This is a genomic window from Pseudomonas sp. YeP6b (assembly GCF_025642995.1).
GTDB lineage: Bacteria > Pseudomonadota > Gammaproteobacteria > Pseudomonadales > Pseudomonadaceae > Aquipseudomonas.
Map to the genome: position 1 here is coordinate 1,395,484 of NZ_CP080090.1, position 19,310 is coordinate 1,414,793.

Sequence of the window (19,310 nt, forward strand, 5' to 3'; positions counted from 1 at the left end):
ATGAACGGCGCATCGCTTCGTCATCAGCCCCCACAAGCACCGAGCCGCAAGCCGGTGCCACGGGGTGCCAGCCGCATGGTGGCTAAAGAGCCGATGTCGGCGCGCCTGCCGAAAGCCAACTTTGGTTTTATCAAAGCGCTGTTCTGGCCGGTACTGCTGGTGGCGTTGGGCTTCGGTACTTACGAAGGTGCACAGCGCTTGTTGCCGTATGCCGACCGTCCGATCACCAAGATCAGCGTGCAGGGCGACTTGAGCTACATCAGCCAGCAAGCGGTGCAGCAGCGCATTGGCCCGTACTTGGCGGCGAGCTTCTTCACCATCGACCTGGCCGGTATGCGCTCGGAGTTGGAACAGATGCCGTGGATCGCTCACGCCGAAGTCCGCCGCGTCTGGCCGGACCAGGTGACGATCCGCCTGGAAGAGCAACTGCCCGTGGCCCGTTGGGGCGATGGTGCGCTGTTGAACAACCAGGGCCAGGCATTCACCCCGCGTGAGCTGGCCAACTACGAGCACCTGCCGCAGTTGTTCGGGCCGCAGCGGGCGCAACAGCAAGTGATGCAGCAGTACCAGGCCTTGAGCCAGATGCTGCGGCCACTGGGTTTCTCCATCGCGCGCCTGGAATTGCGTGAGCGGGGCAGCTGGTTTTTGACCACCGGGGCCGGCAGTTCCGGCCCGGGCATCGAGTTGTTGCTGGGACGCGACCGCTTGGTGGAAAAGATGCGCCGCTTTATTGCCATCTATGACAAGACCTTGAAAGAACAGATTACGAACATTGCGAGCGTCGACCTGCGTTACGCCAACGGCCTGGCCGTCGGCTGGCGTGAACCAGCTGCGCCGACGACAGCCAAACCCGCTGTCGCGAAGAATTAAGAAGAGGCAGGACCCATGGCAAACGTGCAAAGCGGAAAAATGATCGTCGGTCTCGATATCGGCACCTCCAAAGTGGTGGCCCTGGTCGGCGAGGTCGGGGAAGACGGTGTTATCGAAATCGTCGGTATCGGCACGCATCCGTCCCGGGGCCTTAAGAAGGGCGTGGTGGTCAACATCGAGTCCACCGTGCAATCGATCCAGCGCGCTATCGAAGAAGCGCAGTTGATGGCTGGCTGCCGGATTCACTCGGCGTTCGTCGGCGTGGCCGGCAACCATATCCGCAGCCTGAACTCCCACGGCATCGTGGCGATCCGCGACCGTGAAGTCAGCGCGGCTGACCTTGAGCGTGTACTCGACGCGGCCCAGGCTGTGGCAATTCCGGCTGACCAGCGCGTGCTGCACACCCTGCCGCAGGACTACGTGATCGACAACCAGGAAGGCGTTCGCGAGCCGCTGGGCATGTCGGGCGTGCGTCTGGAAGCCAAGGTTCACGTGGTGACCTGCGCGGTCAACGCGGCACAGAACATTGAAAAATGCGTGCGCCGCTGCGGCCTGGAAATCGACGACATCATTCTCGAGCAGTTGGCTTCGGCCTACTCGGTACTGACCGACGACGAAAAAGAACTGGGCGTGTGCCTGGTGGACATCGGCGGCGGCACCACCGACATCGCGATCTTCACCGAGGGTGCGATCCGTCACACCGCCGTGATCCCGATTGCTGGCGACCAAGTCACCAACGACATCGCCATGGCGCTGCGTACACCGACCCAGTACGCCGAAGAAATCAAGATCCGTTACGCCTGCGCCCTGGCCAAACTGGCCGGCGCCGGTGAAACCATCAAGGTACCAAGCGTGGGCGATCGCCCACCGCGTGAGCTGTCGCGCCAGGCCCTGGCCGAAGTGGTCGAGCCACGTTACGACGAGCTGTTCACCCTGATCCAGGCTGAACTGCGCCGCAGCGGCTACGAAGATTTGATCCCGGCCGGCATCGTGCTGACCGGTGGCACCTCGAAGATGGAAGGCGCGGTCGAACTGGCCGAGGAAATCTTCCACATGCCGGTTCGCCTGGGCGTGCCCCATGGCGTCAAAGGCCTGGGCGACGTGGTGCGCAACCCGATTTATTCCACCGGTGTGGGCTTGCTGTTGTACGGGCTGCAAAAGCAGACCGACGGCATTTCCTTGTCGGGCCCGAGCATCCGTGACAGCTACCGCAGCGATGACGAGGCCAAAGCGCCGTTGTTCGAGCGGTTGCAGGCTTGGGTAAAAGGCAATTTCTAAAGATTTACCGTGACACCGCAACACCGCAACAAGCAGTAGGCGAAAAAACTAGAGAAAACGAAAGGAGAGGGAACATGTTCGAACTCGTAGACAACATCCCCGCAAGCCCGGTTATCAAAGTAATCGGTGTCGGCGGTGGCGGCGGCAACGCTGTCAACCATATGGTCAAGAGCAACATTGAAGGCGTTGAATTCATCTGCGCCAACACTGATGCCCAAGCGCTGAAAAGCATCGGCGCGCGGACCATCCTGCAATTGGGCACAGCCGTGACCAAGGGCCTCGGCGCTGGCGCCAATCCGGAAGTCGGCCGTCAAGCCGCCCTGGAAGACCGCGAGCGTATTGCTGAAGTGCTGCAAGGCACCAACATGGTGTTCATCACCACGGGCATGGGCGGCGGTACCGGTACCGGTGCTGCGCCGATCATTGCCGAAGTGGCCAAGGAAATGGGGATTCTGACCGTTGCTGTTGTGACGCGTCCGTTCCCGTTCGAAGGCCGCAAGCGCATGCAGATCGCCGACGAAGGTATCCGTCTGCTGTCTGAAAGCGTCGACTCGTTGATCACTATTCCCAACGAGAAGCTGCTGACCATCCTGGGCAAGGACGCAAGCCTGCTGTCCGCATTTGCCAAGGCTGACGATGTACTCGCCGGTGCCGTTCGCGGTATCTCCGACATCATCAAGCGCCCAGGCATGATCAACGTCGACTTTGCCGACGTACGTACCGTGATGAGCGAAATGGGCATGGCGATGATGGGCACTGGCTGCGCCAGCGGTCCGAACCGTGCACGTGAAGCGACTGAAGCGGCGATCCGCAACCCATTGCTGGAAGACGTGAACCTGCAAGGTGCACGCGGCATCCTGGTGAACATCACCGCCGGCCCTGACCTGTCCCTGGGTGAGTACTCCGACGTGGGTAGCATCATCGAAGCCTTCGCTTCCGAGCACGCGATGGTCAAAGTCGGTACCGTTATCGACCCGGACATGCGCGACGAGCTGCACGTGACCGTCGTTGCTACCGGCCTGGGCGCAAAAATCGAGAAGCCTGTGAAGGTCATCGACAATACCGTTCACACCGGTCACAACAGCCATGCTAGCCACGCCAGCCAGCAAGCTGCCGCTCCAGCGCCTTCGCGCCAGGAACTGCCGTCTGTTAACTACCGTGACCTGGACCGTCCGACCGTGATGCGCAACCAGGCTCAGGCCGGTGCTGCGGCGTCCCGTAGCCCGAATCCGCAAGATGATCTGGACTACCTGGACATCCCGGCATTCCTGCGTCGTCAGGCCGATTAATGGAATGTATCAGGGCTATGAAGGTGATTGGTGTTCAGCAAAGGTCTGGTCTGTTATTATCGCCAGCCTTTGTTGATACCAGTTCGCAATTTGCGCTGAAGCGGTCCAAGCCATGATTAAACAACGCACCCTGAAGAATATTATTCGTGCCACAGGTGTAGGTCTGCACTCCGGGGAGAAGGTATACCTGACCCTCAAGCCCGCACCTGTCGACACCGGCATCGTGTTTGTTCGTGCCGACCTGGACCCTGTGGTGCAGATTCCTGCTCGCGCGGAAAACGTTGGCGAAACCACTATGTCGACCACGTTGGTCAACGGTGACGTCAAAGTGGACACGGTGGAGCACTTGCTCTCGGCCATGGCTGGCCTGGGCATCGATAACGCCTACGTCGAGCTCTCCGCGTCCGAAGTCCCAATCATGGATGGCAGCGCCGGACCCTTCGTATTCTTGATTCAATCTGCCGGCCTGGAAGAACAGGACGCAGCCAAGAAGTTCATTCGCATTCTGCGGGAAGTGACAGTAGAAGACGGCGACAAGCGCGCCACCTTCGTCCCGTTCGAAGGCTTTAAAGTGAGCTTTGAGATCGATTTCGATCACCCGGTATTCCGTGACCGCACCCAAAGTGCAAGCGTGGATTTTTCCAGCACTTCGTTCGTAAAAGAAGTCAGCCGCGCCCGTACCTTTGGTTTCATGAGTGACATCGAGTACCTGCGCAAGCACAACCTCGCACTCGGCGGCAGCGTTGAAAACGCCATTGTGGTCGACGCGGATGGTGTACTGAACGAAGACGGCCTTCGCTATGAAGACGAATTCGTGAAGCACAAGATCCTCGATGCAATCGGTGACCTCTACCTGCTGGGCAATAGCCTGATAGGCGAGTTCAAAGGCTTCAAGTCGGGCCACGCCCTTAACAACCAGCTGCTGCGCAAGTTGATTGAGCAGACAGACGCTTGGGAAGTCGTGACCTTCGAAGATGCCAGCACCGCACCGATCTCTTACATGCGTCCCGTTGCGGCGGTGTAAGTAACAACTCTCTTTCTTTAGTTTTGAAAGGCCACCTTCGGGTGGCCTTTTTTTTTGTGTCTAACACACCATGATACTAATGTGGGTTATCAATGGTTTGCCTGTAGGAACTGATACCTAGCCGCGTACCACAATAGGTTTGTGAGGCCGTTGAATTGGCGACATCGTAGCGAGTGAGCCGAAGGCCGAGCGATTGATGAGTAAAGCAAGAGAAGCCAATACATCAAACTTACTGTGAGCGGGTATTACCCTTGAATAATGTATCTCCAAACTACGCTTACCGTGGCCCAGCCCCTCAGCAACAAAATGGCGGCTATGTTAGCGGCCAGCAGCAAAACGTTAATAATCAGCCGCCGCGTTCCTTTGCCGCGCCCTTCACGGCGAATGTTTTCGGCGGTGAGGCTAAGTTTCAAGCGATTCCCACGCTGTCTTTTTATCCCCGGGCGTATGCCACTATTGCGGCCAGGCTTACCCCAATTCCTGGCGGCCCCAGCGTGGGCGTGAGCGCAACAGCACGTTTTGACCCGGCAATCACCTTGCGCCCAACAGACGCCGGTGGCTTCCAAGTCAGTTTTGTACCCAGGATGCAGTTAGCCGCAAGCGGCGATGTCAGGGCAGGCATTCCCAATATTCTAAATACGGGGCTTGGTATCAATGCAGGTGCTCGCCTGACACAGGTGCTTAATTTCAGTGCTCCAGAGTTCAGCGCGACGGTCGAACCAACGGGTGAATTCAAAGCTAAAGCTAATTTTAATCCCACCCTCAGCACTCAACAGTTTGCTGGGGTGAATGGTGGGCTGGAGGGTAATGTCTCGGCCCCGATCCCTGGCCCTATTCCAGGTTTAAGTGTAGGCGCCGGCGGTGGTGTAAACCAAAGTATTACGGGCGGCCCCGGGCATGAAATAAAAGTCGGTGGTCCTGGCGTGGAGTTCGCATTGTCTCCCACCGGGCAGCCATCAATAACGCAGAACTTTGATCGTACTGTTTCTGTCGCAAACAGTTATACCTTCTTCCCAAGAACGAGTATTAACGCGAATGTTCAAGCAGGTCCGTTAACCGTTACTACGGGAGGGGGCGTGACACCGACATTTACCGTTCAGCACAGGGTTACCTTCAGTACCGACCTTGGCAGCAAGATAACGCCCAAGCACGAGTTCTCTGTGGTGCCGGGGGTAGCTGTTGATGGTTCCTTCGGTTTCCGAGTCTCGCTGCTTCCTCGCGAATGGCCGGTGAGCCTTACCGCAGAAATCGGTGTCGATCCGAGGGCAACGGCGACAGCGCGCGGGAGTTACACGGTATAGCGTTCCTTCACGCCTGACTCCATTGGAGCAGGCGTTACCCTTTCAGGAACGGGCTTTGGCATCGACAATCCGATTGCGTCCGCTGTGCTTGGCCTCATACAGCGCCTGGTCCGCACTCAGCAACAACGCCTCCAACGAAGTGCGGCTGCGTTTATCCCAAGTGCTCATGCCGATACTCACGGTAATCGGCCGCTCGGCACCGGCCACCCGTGGCAAATGCTCGACGCTGCTGCGGATGTGCTCGGCGATCACCCACGCACCCTTGGCGTCGGTATTCGGCAGCACCACGGCAAACTCTTCCCCGCCATACCGCGCGGCCAGGTCGGCCGGGCGTCGGATGTTGCCACCGATCACCTGCGAGACCGCGCGCAATGCCTCGTCGCCGCTATGGTGGCCATGACGGTCGTTGAAGGCCTTGAAGTTGTCCACATCGATCATCAACAGTGTCAGCGGCTCGGTCGAGCGCTGCGCGCGGTCCCATTCCAGGCGCAGGCGCTGGTCCAGGGTGCGGCGGTTCGCCAGGCCGGTGAGCGCATCGGTGGCTGCCAGTTCTGACAGCACCTGTTCGGCACGATGGCGACGGCGCAGTTCGCGGCGCAACATCCAGGTCAGCCACAACAGGCCGATACACAGCACGCCGGTAGCGCCACTGGTCAGCAGCGCGGCACGTTGCCAGGGGGCGAACACGTTTTCGCTGGCCAGTGCCACCACCACAATCAACGGCAGCTCACCGACCTTGGTGAACGTATATAAACGCTCTGTGCCAGAGAGGGCGGAGATGGCCTGAAAGCTGCCTTCGCCTTCGCGCAGTATGCGTTTGAAATTGGGCCGGTCGCTGAGGTCCTTATCAATCATGTCGCGCTCCAGCAGCGGCTGCTGGGCCAGAAGAATGCCACGGGTGTTCAGCAGGTTGACGGAGCTGCCGTTGCCGATGGTGAGGCGGTTGAACAGTTGATCGAAATACGCCAGGCGCATCGTCGCCACGGCCACGCCGGCGAACTCGCCGTTGGGGCCCTCCACTCGGCGACTGAATGCCATGCGCCACACTTGATCGCAATCGCAGCGGATCTTGAACGGGCGGCTGATAAACAGCCCTGCCTGTGCATTTTGTTTATGCACCTGGAAATAGTCACGGTTGGCGAAATTGCGCGGCGTCGGCTGCAACGTCGAAGAATCGGCAACCACCGCACCATTGGCATCCAGCAACAGCACTTCACCCTTGAACGGCGCTGCGGTGGATTGATCAAACTGCACCATGTGCCGGATGTCCGGCGGCGTCTGCGACAGGTCATTGCGTGTGGTGGCCGTGATCAAGCCCTGCAGCGCCAGGTCGTAGAGTTCGGCGTTGCGCAGCACATCGGCATTGATCAGTTGGGTGATATTGGTGGTCTCGCGCTTGGCCGCCTGCAGGGTGCTGGCGTGTTCGCGGGTGAGCAAGGCTGCGACGATAACCACGATCAGGATGACGGTCAGGCCACTGCCCAGAATCAGCAGAAGCTCCGAGCGTGCAGGTAAAGAAGGAGGGCGGAGTTGACTCATCGCGCAGGCTTCAACAGGAAGATACTGGCAGTTTAGTTCTACGCGATGAAAATTAGAGCATGGGCTAAAAAAGAAAGATCAGCGGGTTAGAACACGTTGATCGGGTAGTCCACGATCACCCGGTATTCGTCCACGTCCCGATCCACCGCCGCGTAGCCGTTGCCGCCGCGGTTGGTCGCCCACTGCAGGCGCACGGCCAGGTCTTTGGCTTTGCCGCCTTGCACCACGTATTTCAGGTCGATATCGCGCTCCCAATGTTTCGCGTCCTTGCCGTCGGCGCTGTACCAGGCGCTGTAGCCACGGCTTTGCGGGTCGACCTTGGTCAGGTCGGTCTTGCCGCTGATGTAGGACACGGCGGACGTCAGCCCAGGCATGCCGAGGCCTGCAAAGTCATAGGCATACTTGAGTTTCCAAGAGCGCTCGTTAGGGCCGTTGAAGTCCGAGTATTGCTGGGAGTTATCCAGGTAGATGCTGTCGCCCTGGCTGATGTAGTCGAACGGCGTGTTGCCGTTGACCCGCTGATAAGCGGCGGTGACGCTGTGGTTGCCCACGCCTACGGTGAAATGCAGGCTGTAGGTATTGTTGTCGATGTTGCCCAGCAGCGATTGGCCGGTGTCCTGGGTGTGGTAGTAGTGCAGGCCTGGGTTGAGGCTGACCAAGTCGTTCAGCGCGTAGGTGTAGTCCAGGTCGTAGTAGTACTGGTGCCACACATCCTTGAGTTCGGAGGCGTACAGGTTACTGGTCAAGCCCGCAATGCCGCTGAAGGACGCGCCGGCCCAGTTCAGGTGCTGGCTGTCGGCATGCTCCGGCAGTGCGCCATAGCTGGTGCCGATGCGCCGGTGGCCGCTCTGGTTGTAAAGCTTGGTGAAACTGGCCTGACCGCCTTCGAGCATCCAGCCGTCGAAGCTGTGGTTGGTCAGGCTTACACCACGGAAATCCTGCGGCAACATGCGGGTCATACCGCCGGCGATCACCGGGTTATTGAGGAACAGGTCCCCGGCCTTCAGCTCGGTGTCGAAGGCGCGCATTTTCAAGGTGCCGCCTGCGGTGGAGAATGAGCCGGGCGCTTTGCCGTTGCCGGAACCCACCGGCAGGATGCTGGAACCGTCGGTGCCGCCACCGCCGTCGAGCTTGAGGCCGAGCATGGCGTTGAGGTCCAGGCCGAAGCCGACGGTGCCTTGGGTGTAGCCGGATTCGAACGTGCCGATGAAGCCTTGGCCCCATTCCTTGCTGTCATCGGTGTGAATGTCGCGACGGTCGCGGTTCATGTAGTAGTTGCGGGTGTTGATCTTGAGGCTTGCGCCTTCGACGAAACCATCGGCGGGGGTGGTGTCTGCTGCTTGGGCGAAAGGGGCAATCGTTGCTGTAATTGCGAGGAATAGCGGGGTAAACGTCAGCGAGTTCTTCACCGGTGGAGCTCCTTTGGTCAATCGTAAACGGCCAATGTCGTGGGGGTGTGCCTGGCCTTTTTTACGGCAAAAAAAAGCCGCTGAAGTCAGCGGCTTTAAGACAGATTCCCAGTGTAGAGCCCTGGAAAAAAGTCGAGGGGAATTGGGGTGAGCGGGGAGCTGTCTTTGCCATTGCGCTCATCGGTGCGTCAAATTAACGCAGGTGAGCGGTGTGATACAGAGTGTAACAAGATAATGACTGTTGCCCAAACCGCAATAGTAAAGGTGGCAGAGATCCACTGTGGGAGCTCGGTGTTAAACCGGCAACGTGATGCCAAAGGTATTGCCGCTGCCATCACTGCGCACAAACACATCCCCGCCATGCATCAACGCAATCGCCTTGACGATCGCCAGCCCCAACCCATGATTCGCCCCGCTGTTACTGCGCGACGCATCCACCCGATAAAACCGCTCGAACAACCGTGGCAAGTGCTCACTGGCAATCTCATCCCCAGGGTTGGTCACCGCAATCGCCACCTGATGCGCCTGCGCCTCGATAGCCACCTCAATCACCTGCCCCGGCGCGGTGTGCTGCACCGCATTGCTCAGCAGATTAATCAGCGCACGGCGCAAGTGCGCTTTTTCAATCTGCACCAAAGCGTCACCGCGCACTCGCACTTGGACCTGGGCGTCTTCGAGGATGAAGTCCAGGTAGTCGAGCGTGGTAGCCACCTCATCCGCCAGCGAACTTTCGATCAGCTTGGTCGCCTTGCTACCCTGGTCAGCACTGGCAAGAAACAACATGTCATTGATGATCGAACGCAAGCGTTCCAGCTCTTCAAGATTAGATTGCAGCACCTCGAAATAATGCTCGGCCGAACGCCCGCGCGTCAGCGCTACCTGGGTCTGGCCAATCAGGTTGGTCAGCGGTGAACGCAATTCATGCGCCACGTCGGCATTGAAAGACTCCAAGCGCGAATAAGCCTGTTCCACCCGGTCCAGCGTGGAGTTGAACGAATTGACGAACTGGCTCAATTCCGGCGGTAACGGCGACAGTTGCAAGCGCCCCGAGAGCTTGGGCGGTGCAAGTTTCTGCGCTTCATCCGAGAGTTTGCTCAACGGCTTGAGGCCGATACGCGAAACCCAAAACCCCAACAGCGCCGCCAGCACCACGCCGACAAATGCCAGGCTGATCAGCGCCACCAGCAATTGGTGTTGGGTCGTGCGGAAGTTTTCGGTGTCGATGGCGATCATAAAACGCAGCGGCGGGCGCTGTTCTTTCGCCGCGAACTGGCTCACCAGTACCTTGAACGGGTACTCACGCTCCGGCAGACGCAAGTCGCGCTTACCGGTCGGCCCTGCAGCGAACGCGCGGATCTGCGCATCCGGGTTGCCGTACTCGTAGTTTGGATCGCTGCTCACCACCCAGAAGCGGATGCGCTGGTCTTCCTCACCGAGCAATTTCAGTTTGGCGGTGATTTTCGCCCAGTGGTCCGGCGTGCCGAAGCGGTTCACCGAGGATTCAAGCACGCTGTAGCGCGCATCCAGCTCGGCGCCCGGCAACAACCCCAGGCCCCGGTCCACTTGCTGGTACAACGCGCCGCCGATCAACACGAAGATCAGCAACGCCACCAACGTGAACATGCCGCTCAGGCGCAGGGCGATGGAGTTAGCCGACACTGCGGTTCTCCAGCACATAGCCCATGCCGCGAATGGTGTGCAGCAGCTTGGTATCGAACGGCCCGTCGAGCTTGGCGCGCAGGCGCTTGATCGCCACTTCCACGACGTTGGCATCGCTGTCGAAATTGATGTCCCAGACCATCTCGGCAATCGCGGTCTTGGAGAGGATTTCACCCTGGCGCCGCGCCAACACGCTGAGCAGCGAGAACTCCTTGGCGGTCAGGTCCAGGCGCAGGCCGTTGCGGCTGGCTTTGCGGCTGATCAAGTCGATCCACAGGTCGGCGACGGTGACCTGCACCGGTTCATGCCCGCCACTGCGCCGGGTCAGCGCTTGCAGGCGTGCCACCAGTTCCAGGAATGAAAACGGTTTGCCCAAATAGTCATCGGCGCCTTCACGCAGGCCACGAATACGGTCTTCCACGCGCTCGCGGGCGGTGAGCATGATCACCGGCGTCTGCTTGCGCGCACGCAGCGCACGCAGCACGCCGAAGCCGTCGAGGCCGGGCAGCATCACGTCGAGCACGATCACTGCGTAATCGTTCTCCAGCGCCAGGTGCAGGCCCTCGATGCCTTCGCGTGCCACATCGACGGTGTAGCCTTGTTCCGTCAGGCCGCGGTGCAGGTAATCCGCGGTTTTTTCTTCATCTTCAATAATCAGGACGCGCATAAGCCTTTTGCTCCAAGGCGGGGCTTCAGCCTCAGTGTGTGGTCGCCAGCTCGTTGGCTGGTTTGGGCCTGTGGAAAAACTTCTCAAGGTACAAGTATATGACCGGTGTGGTGAACAGCGTCAGCGCCTGGCTCACCAGCAAGCCGCCTACTACGGCGATCCCCAGCGGCTGGCGCAGTTCCGCACCCGGGCCGGAGCCCAGCATCAACGGCACCGCGCCGAGCAAGGCGGCGAGGGTGGTCATGATGATCGGCCGGAACCGCGTGACGCAGGCTTCATAAATCGCCTCCTCGGGCGGCAGCCCACGCACACGCTGGGCGTCCAGGGCGAAGTCGATCATCAGGATGCCATTCTTCTTCACGATACCGATCAGCAACACCAGGCCGATCAAGGCCATGATCGAAAAATCCTGGCCCAGCAGCCACAGCATGATCAGCGCACCCAAGCCCGCTGAGGGCAGGGTGGAGATGATCGTCAGCGGGTGCACAAAGCTCTCATACAGCACACCCAGGATAATGTAGACCGCCACCAGCGCCGCAAGGATCAGCCAGGGCTGGCTGGCCAACGAACTCTGGAACGCCTGGGCGGCGCCCTGGAAGGTGCCGATCATGGTCGCCGGCATGCCGATTTCGTTCTTGGCCTGGTTGAGCATGATCACCGCATCGCCCAACGCCACGCCGGGCGCCAGGTTGAACGACAGGTTGGCCGCCGGGAACATGCCGTCATGGCTGATCGACAACGGCCCCACGGTGGGTGGATCGACTTTAGCCACTGCCGACAGCGGCACCATCTCGTTGGTCAACGGCGAGCGCAGGTAGAAGTAGTTCAGGCTTTCGGCCTTGCCGCGCTGTTGGCTGTCGAGTTCCAGCACCACTTGGTACTGGTTGATCTCGGTCTGGAACTCGTTGATCTGGCGCTGGCCGAACGCGTCATACAGCGCCTGGTCGACATCGGTGGCGGTCAGGCCGAAACGCGCGGCGGCCTGGCGGTCGATGCTGATGTGGGTGATGCTGCCGCCCAGCTGCAGGTCGTTGGACAGGTCGCGGAACGCCGGGTTGGCGCGCAGTTTTTCAGTCAGGCGCTGGGTCCAGGTGTTCAACGTCGGGCCGTCGTTACTCTTGAGCACATATTGGTACTGGGCGCGGCTGGGGCCGGAGCTGAGGTTGATGTCCTGGCCTGCGCGCAGGTACAGCACAATGCCCGGCACCGCGGCCAGTTTCGGGCGGATACGGTCGATGAACTGGCTGGCTGACACGTCACGATCACCGCGGTCTTTCAAGGCGATCCAGAAGCGGCCGTTGGCGATGGTCTGGTTACTGCCGGTGACGCCCACCGAATGGGAAAACGCCTCCACGGCTGGGTCGGCCTTGACGATCTCGGCCAGGGCCTTGTGCTTGGCGACCATGTCCGGGTACGACACGTCGGCCGCCGCCTCGCTGGTGCCGAGTACAAAACCGGTGTCTTGCACCGGAAAGAAACCCTTGGGGATAAACACGTAGCCGACCACCGCCAACGCCAGGGTGACCATGAAGATCGCCGCCATGGTGCGTTGATGGGCCAGCGCACGGCGCAGGTTGCGGGCGTAGGCGGCGAGCAGGCGTTCGCTGAAACCGGGTTTGTCTTGGGCGTGATGGGTGGGGGCGCGCATGAACAGCGCGGCGAGGGTGGGCGCCAGGGTCAACGAAACCACGACTGAAATCAGGATGGTCGAGGTCGCCGTCAGCGCGAACTCCTTGAACAACCGCCCGACCACGCCGCCCATGAACAGCAGCGGAATAAACGCCGCCACCAGTGAGAAACTGATGGACACCACGGTAAAGCCAATCTCGCCGGAACCTTTGATCGCCGCCTCGCGTTTGCTCAGGCCCGCTTCCAGGTGCCGGTGAATGTTTTCCACCACCACGATGGCGTCGTCCACCACAAAACCCACGGAAATCACGATCGCCACCAAGGTCAGGTTGTTCAGGCTGAAACCCATCAGGTACATCAAGGCGAAACTGGCGATCAGCGACACGCCGAGCACGCTGGACACGATCAGCGTCGCCGACAATTGGCGCAGGAACAGCGCCATCACCGCCACCACCAGCAAGATGGCGATCAGCAGCGTGACTTCCACTTCATGCAGGGACGCGCGGATGGTCTTGGTGCGGTCGGTTAACACGCTGACCTGCACTGAAGCGGGCAGCATGCCTTCCAGGCGCGGCAGTTCGGCTTGAATGCGGTCCACGGTCTCGACGATGTTGGCGCCGGGCTGGCGCGAAATCACCAGGTTGACCCCAGGTGTGTCGCCGGACCAGGCCTGCACGTAGGCGTTTTCCGAACCGTTGATGACTTTTGCGACGTCACGCAGTTGAACCGGCGCGCCGTTCTTGTAGGAAACGATCAACTGGCCGTATTCATCCGGGTGAAACAGCTGGTCGTTGGTGGACAGGGTCGACACGCTGTTCTCGCCGTAGATCGCGCCCTTGGCCAGGTTCAAGCTGGATTGCTGGATCGCCACGCGCACGTCGGCGAGGGTCAGGCCAATCGCCGCGAGTTTGTCGGGCGAGGCCTGTACGCGAATCGCCGGGCGTTGTTGGCCGGTGATGTTGATCTGGCCGACGCCGTCGATCTGGCTGATCTGGCGGGCCAGCAAGGTTTCTACGTAGTCACTCAGCTCGGTGCTGGGCATGCTGTCGGAGCTGACGCTGAGGATCAGCACCGGGCTGTCTGCCGGGTTGACCTTCTTCCAGGTCGGCAGGCTCGGCATGTCGCTGGGCAACTTGCCGGAGGCGGTGTTGATCGCCGCCTGCACTTCTTGCGCGGCGGTGTCGATGCTCTTGTTCAGGGTGAATTGCAGGGTCAGCAGGCTTGAGCCCAAGGCGCTGCTGGAAGTCATTTGGGTCATGCCTGGGATGGCACTGAATTGCACCTCCAGGGGCGTTGCCACCGACGAGGCCATGGTGTCCGGGCTGGCGCCGGGCAGTTGCGCGGTGACCTGGATCGTCGGGAATTCCGCTTCCGGCAGTGGCGCAACGGCCAGGCGCGGGAAGGCAATGATGCCCAACAGTACCAGGGCAAAGGTCAGCAGCAGGGTGGCGACCGGGTGATCAACGCACCAGGCGGACGGCGAGCGGTTGGCGCTCATGGCTGCACCTTGGCGTCGACGGTCTGGATCACTTGCGGCGGTTCCTTGAGTACTTCTACCTGGGCACCGGCTTTGAGCCGCGACTGGCCATCGCTGACCAGCACATCACCGGCCTGTACGCCCTTGATGATGTTCACATCGCTGTTCTGATAAGTGACTTGCACCGGCACACTCTCGACCTTGTCACCCTTGACCCGGTACACAAAGTGCGAGTCCAGGCCGCGTTGCACCACGGTGGGTGGGACCACCAGGGCATTTTTGTCGAGGGCGGTCTGGATCTTGATGGTTACCAACTGGCCCGGCCACAGGCGCTGCGAGGCATTCTTGAATTCGGCCTTGGCGCGCAGGGTGCCGGTGGTGGAGCTGATCTGGTTGTCGATCAGGCTCAAGTGGCCTTCGCCGAGCAAGTCGCCGGTCTGGCCGTCGGTGTCGGCCCCCATGTAGGCATCGACGCTGGCCGGGGTAGGCGCTGCGATCAGGCCTTGCAGGGTTGGCAGCATTTGTTGCGGCAATGAGAACTCCACGGCAATCGGGTCGATTTGCGTGACGGAGAACAGGCCCTGGGTATCACTCATGCGCAGGAAGTTGCCTTCATCCACCGTGCGAATGCCGACACGGCCGGTGACGGGAGAGCGAATCTGGGTGTAGGAAAGCTGTACCTGAGCCGAGTCAATCGCGGCCTGATTACCTTGCGCCGTGGCCTTCAGTTGGTTGACCAAGGCTTGCTGCTGGTCGTAGGTCTGCTTCGACACGCCGTCGTCGATGCTCAGTTCCTTGTAACGCTTGAGGTTGACCTGCGCCACTTGCAGCTGCGCCTGGCTTTCCCCCAGTTGCGCCCTGGCCTGGTCGAGGCTGGCGCGGATCGAGCGATCATCAATGGTGGCCAGCAGGTCGCCGGTTTTGACCAGTTGACCTTCCTTGACCAGCAATTGGGTGAGGATGCCGTCGATTTGCGGGCGAATCATCACGCTGTGCAACGACAGCACCGAGCCGATCCCGCTGACAAAGCGGGGGATGTCCTGCTGTACAACGCTGACCACGCGTACCGGGATGGCGGTCGGCGCCGCCAGTTTGGTCTTGGCCGGCCGGGTCAGGGCCCAGGCTGCAATCGCCACTACCACGAGGACGCCCACGATCAGGGCGGTTTTTCGTTGAATGTGCATGGGGATGGGGCGCCGGGGCAAAGGGTTGGGAGAATGAAAGGTCTTTATAGCCCGCCAACCCGGTCAGCACGGTGACTGCTAACTGACAGCGCTGTCAGTAAAGTCCAACCATTCGTACCAGCGGTGGTTAAAGATCCGAAGCGCGCAGGTATACTGCGCGCCAGTGTGGCCCGCAAGCCGGCCCCGCCTCATTTTTTGCACGCTCCGGAGCTTCCATGACTTCCCCGACACAATCCCCTGTTGAAGCGGCCGACCTCGTCGATCCGGCCGACGCTCAAAGCGTTGAACAAGCCGAGATCCCGGCGTTCAAGTTCCCGTTTAAACCGGGTGAGTTGGCTGGAGCCAAGAATGCCGCCCAGCCTTGGTACAAGAATGGCGCCAAAAACGGCCATACCAAGTCCCCAGGCATGGCCCCGCCAGGCACTCGCCGTTCGATGGGTAAACGCTGAGAGTAATGTGTCGGACGCTGTATCGGCTTTTGCCTACGTGGTTCGCTGACGTTTCTGATTGTAGGTCCACGACCGTTTCTTGAAAGTTTGCACTGCCTCTTTACCACCCCCACGTTTTTACAGGGGAAGGAGGTTGGTCTTTCCGGAAAAGGACGTTTCCCGTGGCTCTGATTTGCCTCTATGCAGCGCTTGCGCTATTGCTGTCGGTCGATACCGTTGCGGCCAGTGACCCCCCGCGGCGCGAAATCCGCTTCGCGGTTGTTGCGCACTTCCCCCCCTTCCAGAGCCGCAGCCCGCAAGGGCAACTGGTCGGTGTGAACATCGAATTGGGCAATGCCCTTTGCAGGCAGTTGAATGTGCGTTGTACCTGGGTCGACCAGGTCCTTGTCGAGAATTTCTCCGCCCTTGAAGCCAGGCAATTTGACGCGATCATGGGCATAGCGCCTACGTCCAATCGGCGGCGATGGGTGAGCTTTACCGATGAACTCTATGCGTTCACCACGCGGCTGGTTGGCCGCAGGGCGTCAGGCCTGACGCCTACCGTACGCTCGCTCAAGGGCAAGCGTGTCGGAGTGTTACTGGGAAGTAATCGTGAAGCTTTCGCCCGTTCGCAGTGGGCGCCCAAGGGGGTCATCATCAAGAGCTTCTGGCTGATTGACGAGGTGATCCGCAGCCTGGTGGCAGGCGAAATCGACGCTACCCTGCAAGGCCCCGTGGAATTGCGTGAGTCACTGCTCGACACCTCCCACGGTCGCGATTTTGCCTTCCTTGGCCCCGAAGTCTCGGCGGATCTATTGGGCAGCGGCGTGGCGATCGCGCTGCGCAAATCTGATATTGAACTGCTCAATGATCTCAACGGTGCCCTTGAACAGTTGGTACAGAACGGCGAGTACCAGCGAATCATCCAGCCCTACCGCCTCTACGAACACCTGGCCACGCCATGATGGCTAATTAATTGTGCGGAATATGAGCTGGATCAGTATTTGCCCCTCCCGTGAAAATCAATCTGCCGGTCACCGGTCGACATGTGGACTTAGCCCCCGATGCCAATATCCTCTCGACCACTGACCTGACCAGCGCGATTACCTATGCCAATCAGGATTTCATCGACGTTTGCGGTTATAGCCGTGACGGGTTGATTGGTTCGCCGCATAACCTGCTGCGCCACCCCGACATGCCGCCCGCAGCGTTTGCGCATAGGTGGCAGAGCCTGAAAAGCGGCCGCTCATGGATGGGCATGGTGAAAAACCGTTGTAAGAACGGCGAGCATTATTGGGTCAGCGCCTATGCCACGCCGGTCAATCGGGAAGGGGCGGCGGTGGAGTATCAGTTGGTGCGCCCCGCGACGCCGGTGAGGCCACCGTCAGCGCCGGGCAGCAAAGCCCGCGCAGCTCGGGGGAAGATTTGCGCCAGTTGGCACAAGAGTTTTGGGGCCTGAGGCGCTAAAGCAAAAAGCTGTCTACTATGACTTTGGGAATTCTCCTACTCAACATACAGGCGTGTCGTAGTTAAAGACCGGTCAGTGCTTGTTAGAACACTGGGTGCATTGGGTCATGAGTGACCGAGCCCGGATGCCTCACACCACTTTTGCATAGGACTGGTTTATGACTACGGCAACAAGAATGCTGGCGCTCGCTCTGCTTATGTTCGCCGGGAGCGGGTGTGCTGTAACTCCCCCTGGCCCGAACCCGTGGAGCGAGATACGGTTTGGAGTCGAGGCGGATGTACCGCCCTTTGAATACCGCACAGCGCAAGGCGAGCTTGTGGGGTTGGATATCGAGTTGGGTAACGCCCTGTGCGCTGAGCTCAACGCGCTTTGTGTGTGGGTCGATCAGCCTTATGCGACCAATATTGCCGCGCTCCAGGCTGGGCGTTTCGACGCGATCATGCCGATGACCGCAACCCCGGCGCGGCGCGAAGTGGTTGACTTCACCCACGACCTCTATGCCCTTGAAAGCAAGTTAGTCGCCCGCACGGGTTCAAGCCTGCTGCCAGATCCCCAATCGCTCAAGGGCAAACGTATTGGCGTACTGGCGGGCACCAGCCGGGAAGCGTTCGCCAAGGCGCGGTGGGCACCTCAAGGCGTGACCGTGCGCAGCTTCAACCTCAATGGTGAGTTGATCAAGAGCCTGCTGGCCGGGGAAATTGACGCCACCTTGCAAAACACCATTGAAATCACCGAAGCGTTGTTGAACACGCCTCAGGGCGCCGCGTTCGCTTTTGCCGGCCCCGCGGTTGTCGACGAAATGCTGGGCGGCGGCGTCGCCATTGCCACGCGCAAGAACACCCCTGAATTGACGGTGGCGCTGAACAAGGCATTGCAGCGCTTGAAGGACAATGGCAAGTACGCGGCCATTACCCAGCCTTACCTGGCGCCGGCCGCAAGTAAACCGGCCTCGGCAAAGATGATTTACACGCCGGCAGACGGTGGTTTGCCGTTCTCAGAAACCGTGCAAGTGGGGCAAACCCTCTATGTGTCGGGTTTGCTGGGGCTGGATGACCACGGCAAGCTCGTGCGCGGTGGCATTCGTGCAGAAACCGCCCAGGCGTTGACTACTCTGCGCAGCATTCTGCAAAAAAACGGCGTGGGGATGGACCGAGTCGCCAAATGCACGGTGATTCTGGCCGACATTAAGGAGTTTGCTGCGATGAACAGCGTCTATGCCGGCTACTTCCCGGCGGACCGCCTTCCGACCCGCACGACCTTCGCTGCCGGCAAGCTGTTGGCGGGCGCGCGGATCGAAATCGAGTGCCTGGCCAGCCTTTAAGCCCGCAACGAAATAAACGCGTAGTTGGCCGGCACCTGGGTGGCAATCTGGGCGCCGGCATCCAGCAGTTGTTCGGCGATGTCCATGCCGGACACATGAAACACCCACTCATTGGCCACGGACGGTTGTTCAAGCGCCAATTCGATCGCTTGGGCAAAGGCGTTCATGTCCGGCAAGTACGCGGTAAACCCGTCGCCCTTGAGCGCGGTGGTGCAAATGCCCAGCAAAGCGCACACCGCCTCCTTGGTCTGCACGTCATCGCGGTCGGCCTGGCGCGAGCGGCGGATCAGCTCAGCCAGCTCCTGATCCATCAACTCGCCACCGACGATCAACGCGGGGCCTTGCTCCCAGGACTCCGGCGGGCAGTCTTTGGCGCCAGGGTTGAGCGGGATATGCGGGTTGATTTCCATCGGATAGATGCGACACACCAGCGGGCGACGTTCATAAATGCCGCAGCGGTTGTCTTCGTCAAGATTCCGGCAGCGCCCGGCGTTGTAAGCGGCAAAGGTGATTGCCACGAACGCCTCGGTAGTACCGCTGGGCACCACCACCGAACGGCGCTCGGCGTGCTCGCGTTGTTGCGGGGGCAAACCCAGGCCATTGCCGAGAAAACCCTCCACCAGCACGATGACGTTACCGCCGTCAGCCGCCCAACTGCGGGCCTCTTCGAGGGTCAGGGGCACATGGTGGTCGGTGCAGCATTTGCCGCAACCCACGCAGGAAAAGTGAGTGTTCATGGAGGATCTGTCACCAGGCTAGGTCAGAGG

At 60.1% G+C, this 19,310-nt stretch carries 15 protein-coding genes and 1 pseudogene; 9 read left to right on the forward strand and 7 right to left on the reverse strand.

Going from position 1 to position 19,310, the window contains the following annotated elements; genetic code table 11:
* The 5 genes from KZH41_RS06280 to KZH41_RS06300 all read left to right on the forward strand — a co-directional run bounded on the left by KZH41_RS06280 (position 1) and on the right by KZH41_RS06300 (position 5,762).
* Complete coding sequence (locus KZH41_RS06280) at positions 1-870, forward strand: cell division protein FtsQ/DivIB (protein ID WP_094951295.1); 870 nt, start codon at positions 1-3, stop codon at positions 868-870.
* Positions 871-885: 15 nt separating this feature from the next.
* Positions 886-2,148 (forward strand): cell division protein FtsA, encoded by a 1,263-nt coding sequence (gene ftsA, locus KZH41_RS06285; RefSeq protein WP_017738691.1) that lies wholly within the window; start codon positions 886-888, stop codon positions 2,146-2,148.
* A 74-nt stretch (positions 2,149-2,222) separates the two neighbouring features.
* Positions 2,223-3,437: a cell division protein FtsZ gene (gene ftsZ / locus KZH41_RS06290; protein WP_242154523.1), complete on the forward strand. Its 1,215-nt coding sequence runs from the start codon at positions 2,223-2,225 to the stop codon at positions 3,435-3,437.
* A gap of 112 nt (positions 3,438-3,549) precedes the next feature.
* Positions 3,550-4,461 (forward strand): UDP-3-O-acyl-N-acetylglucosamine deacetylase, encoded by a 912-nt coding sequence (gene lpxC, locus KZH41_RS06295; RefSeq protein WP_003171886.1) that lies wholly within the window; start codon positions 3,550-3,552, stop codon positions 4,459-4,461.
* 251 nt (positions 4,462-4,712) lie between these two features.
* The gene (locus KZH41_RS06300) at positions 4,713-5,762 is read left to right on the forward strand and encodes a hypothetical protein (protein WP_094951297.1); all 1,050 of its coding nucleotides are present in this window, start codon (positions 4,713-4,715) and stop codon (positions 5,760-5,762) included.
* A 42-nt stretch (positions 5,763-5,804) separates the two neighbouring features.
* Here KZH41_RS06300 and KZH41_RS06305 read toward each other — a convergent pair whose 3' ends face one another.
* From KZH41_RS06305 to KZH41_RS06330, 6 genes are all read right to left on the reverse strand, one after another.
* Positions 5,805-7,301, reverse strand: coding sequence for a sensor domain-containing diguanylate cyclase (locus KZH41_RS06305; protein ID WP_263274534.1), 1,497 nt, complete (start codon positions 7,299-7,301; stop codon positions 5,805-5,807).
* An 86-nt stretch (positions 7,302-7,387) separates the two neighbouring features.
* Positions 7,388-8,710: an OprD family porin gene (locus KZH41_RS06310; RefSeq protein ID WP_242154527.1), complete on the reverse strand. Its 1,323-nt coding sequence runs from the start codon at positions 8,708-8,710 to the stop codon at positions 7,388-7,390.
* Positions 8,711-9,004: 294 nt separating this feature from the next.
* Positions 9,005-10,369, reverse strand: coding sequence for a heavy metal sensor histidine kinase (locus KZH41_RS06315; protein WP_094951300.1), 1,365 nt, complete (start codon positions 10,367-10,369; stop codon positions 9,005-9,007).
* A complete protein-coding gene (locus tag KZH41_RS06320; RefSeq protein WP_094951301.1) occupies positions 10,359-11,036 on the reverse strand; it encodes a heavy metal response regulator transcription factor in 678 nt (225 codons plus the stop codon). The genes KZH41_RS06315 and KZH41_RS06320 overlap by 11 nt, the downstream gene beginning before the upstream one ends.
* A 31-nt stretch (positions 11,037-11,067) precedes the next feature.
* Positions 11,068-14,163, reverse strand: coding sequence for a multidrug efflux RND transporter permease subunit (locus tag KZH41_RS06325; protein WP_263274535.1), 3,096 nt, complete (start codon positions 14,161-14,163; stop codon positions 11,068-11,070).
* Positions 14,160-15,326: an efflux RND transporter periplasmic adaptor subunit gene (locus KZH41_RS06330; protein ID WP_263274536.1), complete on the reverse strand. Its 1,167-nt coding sequence runs from the start codon at positions 15,324-15,326 to the stop codon at positions 14,160-14,162. The genes KZH41_RS06325 and KZH41_RS06330 overlap by 4 nt, the downstream gene beginning before the upstream one ends.
* 215 nt (positions 15,327-15,541) lie before the next feature.
* On the opposite strand from KZH41_RS06330, the gene KZH41_RS06335 reads away from it, so the two are divergent.
* The 4 genes and pseudogenes from KZH41_RS06335 (at position 15,542) to KZH41_RS06350 (ending at position 18,543) form a co-directional block, all read left to right on the forward strand.
* Positions 15,542-15,775: a hypothetical protein gene (locus tag KZH41_RS06335; RefSeq protein WP_094951304.1), complete on the forward strand. Its 234-nt coding sequence runs from the start codon at positions 15,542-15,544 to the stop codon at positions 15,773-15,775.
* A gap of 161 nt (positions 15,776-15,936) precedes the next feature.
* Entirely contained in the window at positions 15,937-16,719 is a 783-nt protein-coding gene (locus tag KZH41_RS06340; protein ID WP_094951305.1) for a transporter substrate-binding domain-containing protein, read from the forward strand.
* 50 nt (positions 16,720-16,769) lie between these two features.
* Positions 16,770-17,115, forward strand: a pseudogene (locus tag KZH41_RS06345) (PAS domain-containing protein); the annotation flags it as partial.
* Positions 17,116-17,418: 303 nt separating this feature from the next.
* Positions 17,419-18,543, forward strand: coding sequence for a transporter substrate-binding domain-containing protein (locus KZH41_RS06350; RefSeq protein ID WP_094951315.1), 1,125 nt, complete (start codon positions 17,419-17,421; stop codon positions 18,541-18,543).
* On the opposite strand, the gene KZH41_RS06355 is transcribed toward KZH41_RS06350, so the two are convergent.
* Positions 18,540-19,280, reverse strand: a complete 741-nt coding sequence (locus KZH41_RS06355) for a YkgJ family cysteine cluster protein (RefSeq protein WP_094951306.1) — start codon at positions 19,278-19,280, stop codon at positions 18,540-18,542. The two genes, KZH41_RS06350 and KZH41_RS06355, sit on opposite strands and share 4 nt — an antisense overlap.
* Between the last annotated feature and the right edge of the window lie 30 nt (positions 19,281-19,310).

What these genes read in the sequence shown, in the direction of transcription:
- KZH41_RS06280 (WP_094951295.1), top strand. Translation starts at nt 1, where the DNA reads ATGAACGGCGCATCGCTTCGTCATCAGCCCCCACAAGCACCGAGCCGC.
- ftsA (WP_017738691.1), top strand. Translation starts at nt 886, where the DNA reads ATGGCAAACGTGCAAAGCGGAAAAATGATCGTCGGTCTCGATATCGGC.
- ftsZ (WP_242154523.1), top strand. Translation starts at nt 2,223, where the DNA reads ATGTTCGAACTCGTAGACAACATCCCCGCAAGCCCGGTTATCAAAGTA.
- lpxC (WP_003171886.1), top strand. Translation starts at nt 3,550, where the DNA reads ATGATTAAACAACGCACCCTGAAGAATATTATTCGTGCCACAGGTGTA.
- KZH41_RS06305 (WP_263274534.1), bottom strand. Translation starts at nt 7,301, where the DNA reads ATGAGTCAACTCCGCCCTCCTTCTTTACCTGCACGCTCGGAGCTTCTG.
- KZH41_RS06320 (WP_094951301.1), bottom strand. Translation starts at nt 11,036, where the DNA reads ATGCGCGTCCTGATTATTGAAGATGAAGAAAAAACCGCGGATTACCTG.
- KZH41_RS06325 (WP_263274535.1), bottom strand. Translation starts at nt 14,163, where the DNA reads ATGAGCGCCAACCGCTCGCCGTCCGCCTGGTGCGTTGATCACCCGGTC.
- KZH41_RS06330 (WP_263274536.1), bottom strand. Translation starts at nt 15,326, where the DNA reads ATGCACATTCAACGAAAAACCGCCCTGATCGTGGGCGTCCTCGTGGTA.
- KZH41_RS06335 (WP_094951304.1), top strand. Translation starts at nt 15,542, where the DNA reads ATGACTTCCCCGACACAATCCCCTGTTGAAGCGGCCGACCTCGTCGAT.
- KZH41_RS06350 (WP_094951315.1), top strand. Translation starts at nt 17,419, where the DNA reads ATGTTCGCCGGGAGCGGGTGTGCTGTAACTCCCCCTGGCCCGAACCCG.
- KZH41_RS06355 (WP_094951306.1), bottom strand. Translation starts at nt 19,280, where the DNA reads ATGAACACTCACTTTTCCTGCGTGGGTTGCGGCAAATGCTGCACCGAC.